Origin of the sequence: Paucilactobacillus suebicus DSM 5007 = KCTC 3549, from assembly GCF_001434475.1 — a bacterium.
GTDB lineage: Bacteria > Bacillota > Bacilli > Lactobacillales > Lactobacillaceae > Paucilactobacillus > Paucilactobacillus suebicus.
Map to the genome: position 1 here is coordinate 17,021 of NZ_AZGF01000029.1, position 14,437 is coordinate 31,457.

Genomic DNA, 14,437 nt, shown 5'->3' on the forward strand with positions numbered 1-14,437 from the left:
GTATTGAGTTATGAGACTTTGCAAGGAGAACGATATGGTTAATAAAATTTTAAAATCTATAAAGTATTCAAGTTTAGTTTTTCTAACTAGTTCGTTGGCCTGGCAGCATGTCTTATTAACCCCATCCCAGCAACTACAAATAAATGATTTGGTAATTGGAAATCGTAAAACGGAGGACTGATAATGTTAAAAGTTGACAGTATTGTAAAAAAATTTGGTAGTAAGACTGTTCTAAATGGAATCAATCTATCCGTTAAACAAGGGGAAGTTGTAACGTTGATTGGGCCAAGTGGTACTGGGAAGACCACTTTACTAAGAAGTATTAACTTATTGGAACGCGCAGATGAAGGTAGCGTCAGTATAGAAGACTTGACGGTGACTAATGCGACAAAAGACAAGAAAAAGATTCTTGATCTTAGAAGAAAAACGGCGATGGTTTTTCAGCAATATAATTTATTTAAAAATTTGAAAGTGATTGATAATATTATTCAACCTCAGGTAGTCGTTAAAGGTGTTGATAAGGAAACCGCACGTAGGAGAGCGATTGAATTACTTCACCAAGTTGGTCTTTCGGATTTTGCAGATTATTATCCTGTTCAGTTATCTGGGGGACAACAGCAGCGTGTAAGTATTGCACGGGCATTGGGACTAGACCCTGAAGTAATACTATTTGATGAACCAACTAGTGCACTTGATCCAGAACTATCGAAAGAAGTATTAAATGTTATTAAGCAAGTTGCAGACACTGGTATTTCAATTATTTTAGCGACTCATGAAATGCAATTTGCAGAGGAGATTTCTGATCAAGTGATTTTCATGGAAAAGGGAAACATTGTTGAACAAGGGAGCCCAAGAGCTATTTTCCACAATGCGCAAAATGAAAGAACGCGTGAGTTTTTGAAGAATTATCAACAATACGTTTCTAGTGATGAAAAAAAAGTAGAAGTAGATAAATTTGAAGAGGTTGAAAGGCTTAAGGTGATTTAGTTATGAAAAAATGGGTAAAGGTTACAACATTAGCAGCAACATTATTATTGGTTCTTCCGCTGGCAGCATGTGGAAAGTCGTCAAGTTCAAATGTAAAAACGTACAACGTGGCGGTTTCAAATAATAGTAAACCACTTAGTTACAAGCAAAATGGTAAATTAAAGGGTTATGAAGTTGATGCCCTTAGAGATGTTGATAAGAAGTTACCAAATGTTAAATTTAAAATTACTGCTGTTTCACAAACGGCTGAATTAGTTGGTTTGGATTCAGGTAAGTATGATATTGCTGCTAATGGATTTTACAGCAACCCAGAACGTGCCAAGAAGTATCACATTGGTAAGGTTAATGACGGATTAAGTTTAGTTCGTGTGTACAGCAACAAAAAGTCAGTTACAGGTGATGTAAAGAATCTTGATGACTTATCAGGTAAGACACTTGCCCCAGTCAACGCTAATGGTGGTATGTATAACTTATTGAAGACTTGGAATAAGTCTAACAAAGACAAGCAAGTTAAAATCACCACTACTGATGGTTTACCAATGCAACAATTATTACAAGGAGTTAATTCAGGCAAGTATGATGCTTTGATTGATCCATCAAACTTGGGTGAAGCATCAATTATTAAAGATTTGAAGCTTACTAACGTTAAGACTTCTGCCCCAGTTCGCGCCTATCCAACATATTTCTTGTACACAAAGAAGAATACTAAGGTTGCCGGTCAAGTTGATAAGGCCTTGAAGGAACTTAAGAAAGACAGAACTTTGAAGAAATTATCTGAAAAGTACTTCGGCGAGAATGTATTCCAATACAAAGCAAAGACTGAATAGTTTATGAGGTGATAGCTTGTCGATAGTAGGATTATTTGAACAATTATTAACTGGTGTTCCCACAACATTGTTTTTCATATTAACTTCCTGGGTACTTGGATTTGCTTTGAGTATCTTGGTTACTGCTGGAAGAGTAAGTCATCATAAATGGTTATATAACGTTCTGGGAGTTTATATATCTTTCACACGGAGTATTCCAATTATATTGCAACTATTCTTGGTTTATTATGGGCTGCCAGCTTTGTTGCTAGAGTTTGGCATTGATTTAAGTGCCATCGGGAAGATGTACTTTTGCGTTGGTGCTTATGTAATTTATTATGGTGCATACCTTTCGGAAGTGATTCGACCAGCTTACTTGTCGGTTAATGAAACTCAACGTGAAGCGGCTATTGCCCTAGGGTATACAAAATGGCAAATGCAGACAAAAATTGTTATTCCTCAAACCATTCCAGTTGCTCTACCAGCACTTGGAAATGAGGTCATTAATCTTGTTCATCAGTCGTCATTACTTTTTGTAATTGGGGTTGTTGATTTGATGGGTCAGGCAGATGAATACATCAGTGAAAATTATGCGTCTTCGCCAATTTTAGTATATTTCTGTGCAGGATTAATTTACTGGCTTTTAACAATTATTATCAGTAGAATTGTAAAACTTGCGGAACGTAAATCAGGTAAATTTCTTTATGCGAAAGGAGATAGCCAATGAATGTAAATATCTTCACACATGATCTAAGAGGAATTTGGCTGGTAGTTCCTGATACATTGTTAGTGTCAGTGGCGATTCTTGCTTTGGGAATAGTCCTGGGAATGATTCTTTATGTCTTACAACAACGAAATAATTTTATTATTAGGTCAATCTGTAGACTTTACGTATCATATTTTCGCGGTGTACCTTTGTTGATCCACTTACTCATTTTTTACTACGGGCTACCAGTAGTACTTCAAGTGATATCGACAGCGTTCAATCTTCATATCAACTATGAACACCTTAATCCAATTTATGCTGTGCTGTTGAGTTACACTATGTATTCATCATCATTTATTAGTGAAATAATCAGAGGCTCATTTATGTCTGTTGGGCAAGACCAAATTGAAGCTGCAACAGCACTAGGATATAGCAGAGCACAAGCATTTTGGAAAATTAAATTACCACAGTCTTTGAATGAATCAGTTCCAAAATTTTTAAATTACTATGTTTTGCTAATTAGGCAGTTGTCTTTGGCATTCATGGTGTCATTTGTTGATATTTTTGCTAAAGCAAAGCTTGAATCAGCAATTAATTACAGGTATATCGAGTCATTTTGTGCAGCAGCCGTAGTTTACTGGATCCTTTGTGTTGTATTAACTTTTATATTTAAAAAATATGAGAATTATCTGAGAAGATATGAAAAAGTTGTAGTTGTTTAATTAGATATAAATGCTGATATACCAACTGCTTAACGATTTTTTCTAATTTTAGAGTAAAAAACCATTGACATTTTCTCATCAATGGGCAATAATTGCTTACATTGAATATAGTTATGAATGCAAAGATGAGTAAGCAAGAATCCATGCCCAGAGAATCGTCGTTTGGTGTGAGATGATGTTGGTGAATTGCTGAAGATGGTCTTAAATGCAGTTCTCGTTACCGAGCGTGAGTAAAGTGACGACGGGTACTCCCGTTACAGAGTTAGGGTATGATCGTACTTGAACTGTATTTAAGTACCCAATGAGGAGTAATTCGTGAGGGTTACTTAAACTAAGGTGGTAACACGGAAAGCATTTCCGTCCTTTATCTAGAAATAGATAGGACGGAAATGCTTTTTTATTTGCATGATGCTAGGAATAAACGGGAGGTACTTAAAAATGACAGGATTTAACACTAAATTAATTCACGGACAAAACATCAACGACAATCAAACAGGTGCAGTTAACGTACCAGTATACACATCTTCAACTTATGCTTACCCAGATATCAACGGCAAGGTTCGATGGGACTACTCACGTTCTGGTAATCCAACTCGTGAATATTTGGAAAAGCAAATTGCACAACTGGAACACGGCACGAATGGTTTTGCGTTTGCTTCAGGGATGGCTGCCATTCATGCGGCGTTCTCCATTTTTAAGGACGGCGATCACGTTTTAATTGGTGACCAAATTTATGGTGGCACATACCGCCTCATTAACGATTATTTTCAATCACGAGGCTTAACGTTTACTTCAGTTAATACGCAAAACTTGGAAGAAGTGGAAGCTGCCATTCAACCAAATACTAAGGCAATCTATTTTGAACCAGTCACTAACCCATTGCTTCATGTAACCAGTGTCCGTGCCATTGCTGAAATTGCAAAGAAGCACGATATTTTAACAATCGTTGATAATACCTTCTTAACCCCATATCTACAACAACCACTTGATCTAGGTGCTGATATCGTGGTTCACTCGGCTACGAAATATCTGGGTGGACACTCTGATGTGATTGCTGGATTGGTAGTTACTAAAAATGAAGAACTTGGTAAGCAGATTTATTTCATCCAAAACGCGCTGGGTGGTGTTTTATCACCAGAAAATGCTAACTTAGTTCGTCGTGGTATCCAAACACTATCAGTGCGGATGGATCGTCAACAGGAGAATGCCTGTAAGCTGATCGACTTTTTAAACAGTCGTGAAGAAGTTGCCACAATTCACTATCCCGGTGTTGAGGGTAGTCATGATCATGAGGTTGCCGCAGAAGAATGCGATGGTTTTGGTGGGGTCTTCTCATTTGAATTAGCTGATGACGTTGATGCAACTGAATTTGTTAATAGTTTGCAGTTGATTCGTCTCGCAGTCAGCCTTGGTGCTGTTGAAAGCCTAGCTGAATTGCCATATGAAATGAGCCATGCCGAATTACCAGTCGCTGAGCGTTTGGCAGCTGGCATTACACCACAACTGATTAGAATTTCAGTCGGGATTGAAGATGCTGAAGACCTGATTGGTGATTTGAAGCAGGCCCTTGCATCGGCCACACGGCGTCAAAATATTCATGTTTTGAAGCGTAGTTTAGCATAATTAATTAAAGTTTCTACTATCATATATAATCAATATTGGAGTGAATGTTTTGGCTAAGGATAAATTTGATACATTAAGAATACATGCGGGGTATAAACCGGAGGATCATCAATTTGCATCGTCAGTGCCCATCTACCAAACAGCAGCGTTTGGACTAAGTAATACTGAAGTTGCTAATGAAATTGTTCAGGGCAAGCACCCTGATCGATTTGATTATACTCGTGATGGCAATCCAACCAGTCACGTACTGGAAGAACGCATCGCGGCGATTGAAGGTGGCATCGAAGCCGTGTCTGTAGGTTCAGGAATGTCAGCCATCTCGTTCACTATTTTTAACGTTGCTGAAGGCGGCGGTCGTATTATTGCCCCGACAAATATTTATGGATCAAGTCTAGATGAATTTCGCAACTTTTTCCCCAAGTTTGGCATCAATTTTGATTTTGTCGATGATGTGAATGACTTCGATAAGATTAAGAGCCTAATCCAAGATGATACCAAGGCGATCTACGTCGAAAGTGTTGCTAATCCCAGTACCGAAATTGCCGATATTGAAACGTTAGCTAAAATTGCGCATGATGCCGGCATTCCGCTGATTGTTGACAACACGTTCCCGACACCATATTTGTTACGACCATTTGAGTTCGGTGCCGACGTTGTTGTTTATTCTTCTACTAAGGGAATCAATGGCCATGGTAACACTCTCTCAGGTCTAATCGTCGACCACGGTAAGTTTAATTGGGCCAGCGGTAAGTTCCCTCAGTTCACTGAAGAAGAATTTACTCTTGGTGATGAAGAATCTGATGATCATGAAAGTTTTTATAGTAAATTTGGTGCAGCAGCTTTTATCAAACGAATTCGCGTGAAGTACGTCCGTTTACTCGGATCGGTACTTAGTCCGATTGATTCGTACTTTGTTCTGCTGGGTCTCGAAACAATCTCTGAGCGTCTCGACAAAGAAGTGGCAAGTGCTACCAAGATTGCGGAGTTTTTACGAGACAACGAACATGTGGAACGGGTATACTATTCAGGGATTGAAAAAGACAATTCATTAGTTGCTAAGTATTTCTCTAAGGGTGTCGGTTCGATTTTGTCATTTGAGTTAAAGGGTAACGAAAAAAATATTGCCAAATTGATTGATAACGTGCATGTTTTTAGTTATTTACCGAATATTGGGGATGCCAAATCTTTAATTGTTAACCCGAGTCGAACTACTCACAGAGAAATTCCAGAGGAAATCCGGACCAAGCATGCTTTGAATAACCAGGTAATTCGCCTGTCGATTGGACTCGAAGATATCGATGATTTGATTGGCGATTTGCGCAATGGTCTTGAAAAAGCGTTTGATTAGGATAACTATATGATGGGAGGTGGTCAGACAGATGGATTGGTCAATAGTCCAACAGGGTATCCCAACCTATGAAAAAGCCTTTTTACTGACACTTAAGCTGTCATTCGAGGGAATCTTGGGTGCCATTATTGTTGGCCTAATTGTTAGTTTTGTCCGTTACTTTAAAGTACCAGGGCTACAAAGAATTCTCGGAGCTTACGTCGAGCTTTCACGAAACACCCCGTTACTGATTCAGCTATTTTTCATCTATTATGCATTTCCAGAAATTGGTTTTAAAATTTCTGCACAAGCAAGCGGAATCGTTGGTCTGATATTCCTTGGTGGCAGTTATATGGCCGCATCATTTGATGGCGGGCTAAATGGCGTGCCAAAGATCCAAGTTGAATCCGGTCGTGCGATTGGGCTGACCGACTGGCAATTAGCACGTTATGTTGTGTTACCTCAGGGCTTATCACTGAGTATTCCAGCCATTGCGGCTAACGTAATTTTCCTGATCAAGGAAACGTCGATCTTTACCGTGATTGCGATTCCAGAACTTACCAATACGGCTCTGGATCAGATTGGTATGTTATACGATACCAACGAGGCACTGTTCTCACTGGTGGTCGGTTACGCGATTATCTTGATCCCGTTATCGATTCTGCTGACATGGTTAGAGAGGAGGACGCGTCGTGGCACATTCGGGAATTAATATTTTGTTCGAAGGTCGCAACATGGTTCGTCTTCTCGGCGGTCTGTGGATTTCGGCTAAAATTGCAGCAATTGCGATTGTTGTTGGGCTAGTATTAGGAATTGTTCTTGGAGCTTTGCGGACGTTACATAATCCGCTTTTGCGTGCGATTTTGCGGTTATATTTGGAATTTTTCCGAGTGATTCCAACCGTGGTTTTGCTATTTTTGTTCTATTATATATTGCCGCAGAACTTCAACATCAATATGGGTGCTGAATCAGTGGCTACGCTGGTATTTGCGCTATGGTTTGCTGCCGAAATGAGTGATATTGTCCGTGGTGGAATTATTTCTGTTTCACCACATCAGGTGGATTCCGGTAAGGCAATTGGCCTGAATCGATTGCAATTATACTATTATGTCTTATTACCACAGTCGATTCAGTTGATGATTCCAGCGACCATTAACTTGGTTAGTCGTGTTATTAAAACCACATCATTATTGTTATTAATTAGTGTGATGGATGTGATCAACGTGGGCCAACAAATTATTGAAGCAAATGGACAACGTTATGAAAATGGATCGTTTTGGGTGTACGGATTCATATTTATCCTGTACTTTATCCTCTGTTATCCACTTTCATTATGGGCACGTCACTTAGAGAGAAAGGAGTTGGTCAACGCCAATGGCTGAAAAGTTATTAACCGTAAGTCACTTAGTTAAGAATTATGGTAGACAAGAAGTATTGCACGACATCAACTTCACAGTTGAAAAGGGCAGCGTGACTGTACTACTAGGGCCATCTGGGTCAGGTAAAAGTACGACAATTCGCTGTTTAAACGGACTGGAAGACTTTCACAGTGGTGAAATTCAGTTTAAGGATCAAGTTATCAAGCCTGGATTTAAAAAATGGCAGTCCGTCCGTCAGGATATTGGCATGGTGTTCCAAAGTTATGATCTGTTTCCTAATCGAACAGTCATAGATAACATCTTGTTGGGACCGCTGAAGGTTCAAAAGCGAAGCAAGGATGAAGCACTAGCTCAGGCGCGCCACTTGCTTAAAGAAGTTCAATTGTCGGATTATGAGAATGCATATCCACGTCAGTTATCTGGTGGTCAAAAGCAACGAATTGCGATTGTTCGGGCGCTAGCACTTAACCCTGAGTTTATGTTGTTTGATGAAGTCACAGCTTCGCTTGATCCAGAAATGGTTCGCGGGGTTCTTGAAGTTATTGAAGGACTAGCACGTCAGAAAATGACGATGCTAGTAGTGACTCACGAAATGAATTTTGCTAAGCAAATTGCTGACAAGGTGTTATTCCTCGAAAATGGGAAGATTGTCGAGGAATCAGCTGGACACGAGTTCTTCGATCATCCGAAGACTCAACGTGCACAAGAGTTCTTAAATAGTATGGATTTCTAGTTTCAAAAATTACTTGGGAAGTAAATTTATTGGAGGTTTTGGAATAATGAAGTTGAAGAAAATTTTTAAGGGAATTGTTGCAGCACTGGCAACATTGTTGATCGTCTCTGTTGCGGCCACTGCATTACCAACTAAAGCACATGCTGCTACTAATAGCTCATCAGTAAGCGCCATTAAGAAACGCGGTACAATCAAGATTGCCGTCTTTGGCGATCTTCAACCATATGGTTGGGTTACAAAGAGTGGTAAGCGGACTGGTTACGATGTTTATTTAGCACGCCAAATTGGTAAAGATTTGGGTGTTAAGGTTAAGTTTGTGCAGGTTAATGCTGACAGCCGTGTTGATGCATTGAAGTCCAACAAGGTTGATTTAGTTTTGGCTAACTTTACCGTGACGCCACAACGTAAGAAGCAAGTTAGCTTTGCTAAGCCTTACATGAAGGTTTCCGTTGGTGTTCTGTCAAAGAAGAGCAACCCAATTACCAAAGCTAGTCAGTTAAAGGGTAAGAAAGTTATTGTTACTAAGGGGACAACTGCTGAACAATACTTCACTGAACACTCAAATGGTGTCACGCTTCAAAAGTATGATTCAAAGACCCAACAATTTAATGCTTTGAAGAATGGTCGTGCTAGCGCACTTGCTGACGACAACTCGTACCTGTTTGCATGGGTTAAGAAGCACCCAACTTACACTGTTGGTATCAAGAAGATCGGAACAGAATCAGAAATCTCTCCAGCCGTTAAGAAGGGTAACAAGAGTCTTTTGAACTGGACCAACAAAGAAATTACTAAGTTGAACAAGAAGGGCTTCTTTACTACTGATTACAATAAGAACTTGAAGCCATACTTCGGTTCAGATGTTAAACCTAGCGATATTATCATTACGAACAACAAGTAATTTGGCATAAAGAAAAAGGTGATTTGATGGCTGATAATAATCAAGCATGTGAATGGCATCCAGGTAAAGCTCCAGCAACGAGCGAGAAAAAGACGTTGGACTTGACCGCCTTGTTTTCAACTGGCGAATTGCCGATTGAATCAGATCGGTATCGTTTAATCTGGGGCAAGTTCTGCCCGTGGGCTACGCCGGTCGCAATTGAATTGGAACTACTGGGGCTAGATAAGGTAGTATCTAACGGTGTGGTTCAACCATTGAGACGGGTAGGTCTGCCAACAGACTGGGTATTTGGTGCTGACGACAGTGTTAAAGACCCGGTGTTAAATATTGCCCGTCTGTCGGAGAGCTATCGCCAAGTGGAACCAGACTTTGATGGTCGTGCCTCTGTGCCGACATTGGTTGATGTTAAGACAGGCAAAGCTGTTAATAATCAGTCGGCAGATTTGCTTAACGAATTCGCTCGTTACTGGCGTGATTACCAGGATACTGATGCTCCTGATATTTATCCAGAAAATCGGGCTAACGAGGTGGCCGCGCTTGACCAGATCATTTTGACGGACATTAGTCAGGTTCCTGGTGAGATTCAATCAGTTAAATCACAGTCAGAATATGATGAGCTGGCACAACGATTCTTCAACCGCTTGGAGTGGTTAGACAATCAGTTGGCAGATTCAAAGTATGTCTTGGGTGATCAAATTACTTTATCGGATATTCGGTTATTTGTTTCGTTAGTCCGTTTTGATGTTGTCTACTACTATCAAAATAAACTTAATGCACACAGACTGGTGGACTACCAAAACCTGTGGCGCTACGCTAAGGATTTGTACAAACAACCGGCATTCAAAAACAATACGGATTTTGATGCAATTAAAAAGCATTTTTACCAAGTTAGTGAGGAACCGGTGACTAGCTTTGACCGGGTCATCCCGTTTGGTATTGATTTGGATAAGTGGAAAGAATAGATTATCGTTCGTAATGTGCTTAGATAAGCAACTAATCGTTTAGACGGTTAGTTGCTTTTTTGTATTGAAAAAATGACACTTTTTAGAATTTACCAGCAACGACCTAACAATTTTAACCTAGTAAGCAAAATTAATTAGAAAAATTAAAAAAAGATTAGAAAAATGTTTGATTTTTTAATATTTTAATGCTAGTCTAATAAACGTATTCATATTGATGTACTTAGAACACCAGAACCACAAAACAAACATAGAAAAGGAGAATGCGATATGATTTCACAAAGTGGACCTCAACGTTATATTTCGGACGAAAAGGCTTATGACCAGTTACCCAACTTTATTTCAGAACTCGGGGTAACAAAAGTGTTATTCCTGCACGGAACTAAATCACTTGCGGCTGCACAACCATACTTGCCAGACTTTGGCGCAGAAGTGGCGGTGGAAGACGTGTTATTCAACGGCGAGTGTTCCTATGAAGAAATCGACCGCGTTGAACAGATTGCCAAAAAGCAATGCACTGAAATGGTAATTGCCCTTGGCGGTGGTAAGGTTTTGGATACTGCAAAGAGTGTGACGACTGGTACTCATATGTATTTGGTACTGATTCCAACTCTTGCCAGCAACTGTGCTCCATGGTCAGCTCTCAGTGTTCACTACAAGGAAAATGGCGAACATATCAATCATGAGATTTATAAAGAAACAGCGAACTTGATGTTGTTGAATCCAGAAGTGATTTTAAACTCACCAATTGATTACTTTGTAGCCGGAATTGCTGATACGTTGGCTAAGTTCTATGAATCAGAATTGATTTTTGAAGACTTGCCAGAGGATGAATATACAGTGGCACTGACAATTTCACGTCAGATGGCCAATAACTGTAAAGACGTGTTGCTCAACAATGCGATTCAAGCCGTTGAAGATATGAAGGATGGCAAGGTGACTCATACATGGCGAACGGTTGCTGAAACTGTGATTGTCATGGCCGGAACGGTTGGTGGCTGGGGAGATTCATATGCACGGTCAACTGGCGCTCACTCAGTGCACGATGCGTTGACACTCTTCCCACAAACGGGTCATTTGCTCCATGGAGCCAAGGTTGGATATGGTATTCTAGTTCAGTTGGTCATTGAAAAACATTTTGACGACATTAATGAGTTGCTACCTTTCTATCGCACCCTTGGTGTACCAACTAACTTCCATGAACTGAACCTTGATGATATCAGTGAAGAAGACATCGAAAAGATTGCGTATGAAGCAACCACTGAAGAAAAAACAATGAATTTGATTCCACTCCCGATCACTGCAGACACTGTTAAAGATGCAATGATGCAGTTGGAAGAAATCACAAGTAGAGTGCGGAGCTAAGCGTTTAAAAAGTAGAGTGCGTTTTGTTGCGCCTAGATACCGTGGTAGAGAGACTCACCATGCATTGATTACCGAATTTTGGTACTTGATGCATGGTGAGTCTCTCTACGTTAGGTATCTGCAACAAACAAGCACGTTTTAGTTGACGAGTGTGGTTGAAAATCTATGATGATCACCAGCAGATCAAGAATCCCCATCCCCAAAACCAACAATTCTTGACGTCTGCCACCAAAACCACTAAACTTAATATCAATTAAATGAGTAAATAATTAGAAATAGCAATCAGAGATGAGTAAGCTAGTTTGGGTTATCAGAGAGCTTTCAAGTGGTGAGAGAAGGCAATTCAGCTAGTCGAAGATGGTCTCTGCTAGTTTGTATGATGATGAGGATTTACTGAGTCGTCACCGGGTGTGGTTCACCGTTATTGGACTAGGCTGAAAAAAGCTGGTTGAGGCTGTTATCGGCAGCGAACCAAGGTGGTATCACGAGTTAGTGCTCGTCCTTTTTAGAGGACGGGTGCTTTTTGTTTACTTACATATTTGAATATGGGAGGTTAGTTTAATGACATTAAAAATTGCGATTGCCCAAACAAACGTAGATTTTGCCGACCCTGAGGCTAATTTTAAAAGGGTGGAAGCATTTGTTAGTCGGGCTGCAAATGAAAATGCAGACGTAGTGGTATTCCCGGAAATGTGGAATACGGGCTATGCACTTGATCAACTTGATCAATTAGCCGATGAGAACGGTCAGAAAACACAACAGTTACTGCAAAGATTGGCTAAGAAGAATCAAATTAATATCGTTGGTGGGTCTGTATCCACTAAAAGGGATGGCCACTTTTATAATACTAGTTACATCGTTGATGATCATGGACAGGTGATCAGTAGTTACGATAAGGTACATTTATTTGGCCTAATGAATGAAGAAAAATTCATTACTGCCGGTGAATCGGAAAACCATTTTGAATTGGCGGGTATTGAGAGTGTTGGAGTGATTTGCTACGATATTCGTTTTCCAGAGTGGTTGCGCACTAATGCTAGGCATGGAGCTAAATTGTTGTACGTGAGTGCTGAGTGGCCCGACGTGAGAATTCCACAGTGGAAAATATTGTTGCAGGCACGGGCAATTGAAAATCAAGCGTTTGTAGTGGCGGTTAATCGAGTTGGGGATGATCCTAATAATCGGTTTAATGGTCATTCGCTGGTGATTGATCCATTAGGCAAGATTTTATTGGATGCAGGTGAAGACGAGACGCTAAAAACTGTCTCACTTGGATTTGATCAAATTGATGAAGTTCATGGACAGATACCTGTGTTTAATGATCGCCGTCCAGATTTGTACCGCTAAATATAGAAGAAACGAAGGAATAAATAATGGAATTTAAGGAATCTGAATTATTGCAAGGATTGCCAAAACAGTTTTTTGCCAGTTTGGTGGCTAAAGTTAATGCTAAGGTGGCTTCTGGCGTCGATGTGATTAATTTGGGACAAGGAAATCCTGATAAGCCAACACCGGACTATATTGTAAAAAGTACGCAGGAGAAAGTCGCTGATCCCGCCAATCATAAGTATTCACAATTTAGAGGATTACATGAATTGAAGGTAGCGGCTGCAGATTTTTATGAAGAAAAATATCACGCTCAATTTGATCCTGAGTCAGAAGTTGCTATTCTGGGTGGGTCAAAGATTGGTTTAGTTGAGTTGCCGTGGGCCTTAATGAACCCTGGTGATTTATTTTTGTTGCCAGATCCAGGCTATCCTGACTATTTATCAGGTGCAGCTCTTGGACGCGTGAAGTATGATACTGTACCATTGCTTGAAAAAAATGGATTTTTGCCTGATGTAGATGCAATTCCTGAAGAAACAGCCAAGCAAGCCAAGTTTCTATATCTGAACTATCCTAACAATCCAACTGGTGCGGTAGCGACACTTGAATTTTATACGCATGTGGTTGAATGGGCGAAGAAGTATCACGTAGGTATCATTAGCGATTTTGCATATGGAGCTTTGGGCTTTGATGGTAAGGCACCAATTAGTTTCATGGAAGCGCCAGGGGCTAAAGAGGTAGGTATTGAATTCTATACTTATTCTAAGACGTTTAATATGGCCGGATGGCGGATGGCATTTGCTGTCGGTAATCCCGATATTATTGAAGCAATTAATCTGATTCAGGATCATCTATTTGTTAGCGTATTTCCAGCCATTCAAGAAGCAGGGGTTGATGCACTGCGTGATCCACAGCGAGATGCAGAAATTGCAAGAATCGTTGGTAGATATGAGGAACGGAGGAATGCATTCGTAGATGCTGCTGAAAAGATTGGTTGGCATGCAATTAAACCAGGTGGTACATTTTACACACTTATGCCAGTACCAAAAGGGTACACGAGTGAGTCATTTTCTGATGTTTTACTTGATAAGGCCGGAGTGGCGGTGGCACCTGCTAATGGTTTTGGCGAACATGGCGAAGGTTACATCAGAATTGGCCTCTTGGTCTCACCAGACCGATTGGTTGAAGCAGTCGAAAGAATTGGAAAACTAAATATTTTTTAGAAATTTGCTCAGCAAAAAAGCGTTCATTTGTTATGAAAATGAATGCTTTTTATGTTATTTAGCATGATAATACCTAGTTTGTAATGCCACTAGAAATCTACCGGTCATTTATTTGAAAAAAGTTCAAAAAATTGATTGACGGTAGCAGGATTGCCGTGTATAGTTATATATCGTTGTCAGAGAGATCAACACGGACGTTATTAATCTTGATAAAATAAGTTGTTGACAATTTGATAATGAAATTGCTATAATATTTAACGTTGTCGTCAAGGTAATGAAAAAAGTAAATGAAATAAGTTCTTGACATTACAGATAGATGATGATAACATATAAATGTTGCTCAGCTAAAAGAGAGCGACATGGTAGACCTTTGAAAACTGAAC

At 39.9% G+C, this 14,437-nt stretch carries 14 protein-coding genes; all 14 read left to right on the forward strand.

The genetic code is table 11. The features are described from left to right. Positions 1-183: 183 nt before the first annotated feature. The 14 genes from FD16_RS09985 (at position 184) to FD16_RS10050 (ending at position 14,054) form a co-directional block, all read left to right on the forward strand. Positions 184-987 (forward strand): amino acid ABC transporter ATP-binding protein, encoded by an 804-nt coding sequence (locus FD16_RS09985; RefSeq protein WP_010620932.1) that lies wholly within the window; start codon positions 184-186, stop codon positions 985-987. A gap of 2 nt (positions 988-989) precedes the next feature. Further along, a complete protein-coding gene (locus FD16_RS09990; RefSeq protein ID WP_010620931.1) occupies positions 990-1,814 on the forward strand; it encodes a transporter substrate-binding domain-containing protein in 825 nt (274 codons plus the stop codon). A gap of 16 nt (positions 1,815-1,830) precedes the next feature. Then, positions 1,831-2,520 carry an amino acid ABC transporter permease gene (locus FD16_RS09995; protein WP_029508272.1) on the forward strand — a complete coding sequence of 230 codons (690 nt, stop codon included), beginning with the start codon at positions 1,831-1,833 and terminating at the stop codon, positions 2,518-2,520. Continuing rightward, entirely contained in the window at positions 2,517-3,221 is a 705-nt protein-coding gene (locus FD16_RS10000) for an amino acid ABC transporter permease (RefSeq protein ID WP_010620929.1), read from the forward strand. The genes FD16_RS09995 and FD16_RS10000 overlap by 4 nt, the downstream gene beginning before the upstream one ends. Positions 3,222-3,659: 438 nt before the next feature. Beyond that, positions 3,660-4,844 (forward strand): trans-sulfuration enzyme family protein, encoded by a 1,185-nt coding sequence (locus FD16_RS10005; RefSeq protein ID WP_010620928.1) that lies wholly within the window; start codon positions 3,660-3,662, stop codon positions 4,842-4,844. Between the two features lie 40 nt (positions 4,845-4,884). Further along, positions 4,885-6,192: an O-acetylhomoserine aminocarboxypropyltransferase/cysteine synthase family protein gene (locus FD16_RS10010; protein ID WP_235804813.1), complete on the forward strand. Its 1,308-nt coding sequence runs from the start codon at positions 4,885-4,887 to the stop codon at positions 6,190-6,192. A gap of 31 nt (positions 6,193-6,223) precedes the next feature. Further along, entirely contained in the window at positions 6,224-6,883 is a 660-nt protein-coding gene (locus tag FD16_RS10015; RefSeq protein WP_010620926.1) for an amino acid ABC transporter permease, read from the forward strand. Beyond that, the gene (locus FD16_RS10020) at positions 6,864-7,553 is read left to right on the forward strand and encodes an amino acid ABC transporter permease (RefSeq protein WP_010620925.1); all 690 of its coding nucleotides are present in this window, start codon (positions 6,864-6,866) and stop codon (positions 7,551-7,553) included. The genes FD16_RS10015 and FD16_RS10020 overlap by 20 nt, the downstream gene beginning before the upstream one ends. Then, complete coding sequence (locus tag FD16_RS10025) at positions 7,546-8,283, forward strand: amino acid ABC transporter ATP-binding protein (RefSeq protein ID WP_010620924.1); 738 nt, start codon at positions 7,546-7,548, stop codon at positions 8,281-8,283. The genes FD16_RS10020 and FD16_RS10025 overlap by 8 nt, the downstream gene beginning before the upstream one ends. A gap of 52 nt (positions 8,284-8,335) precedes the next feature. Further along, positions 8,336-9,181 carry a transporter substrate-binding domain-containing protein gene (locus FD16_RS10030; protein WP_155804302.1) on the forward strand — a complete coding sequence of 282 codons (846 nt, stop codon included), beginning with the start codon at positions 8,336-8,338 and terminating at the stop codon, positions 9,179-9,181. 26 nt (positions 9,182-9,207) lie between these two features. Beyond that, positions 9,208-10,143, forward strand: coding sequence for a glutathione S-transferase C-terminal domain-containing protein (locus tag FD16_RS10035; RefSeq protein WP_010620922.1), 936 nt, complete (start codon positions 9,208-9,210; stop codon positions 10,141-10,143). 267 nt (positions 10,144-10,410) lie between these two features. Further along, the gene (locus FD16_RS10040; protein ID WP_010620921.1) at positions 10,411-11,505 is read left to right on the forward strand and encodes an iron-containing alcohol dehydrogenase family protein; all 1,095 of its coding nucleotides are present in this window, start codon (positions 10,411-10,413) and stop codon (positions 11,503-11,505) included. Positions 11,506-12,066: 561 nt separating this feature from the next. Beyond that, the gene (locus FD16_RS10045) at positions 12,067-12,852 is read left to right on the forward strand and encodes a carbon-nitrogen family hydrolase (RefSeq protein ID WP_010620920.1); all 786 of its coding nucleotides are present in this window, start codon (positions 12,067-12,069) and stop codon (positions 12,850-12,852) included. Between the two features lie 26 nt (positions 12,853-12,878). Then, positions 12,879-14,054 carry a pyridoxal phosphate-dependent aminotransferase gene (locus tag FD16_RS10050; protein ID WP_010620919.1) on the forward strand — a complete coding sequence of 392 codons (1,176 nt, stop codon included), beginning with the start codon at positions 12,879-12,881 and terminating at the stop codon, positions 14,052-14,054. The last annotated feature ends 383 nt before the right edge of the window (positions 14,055-14,437 follow it).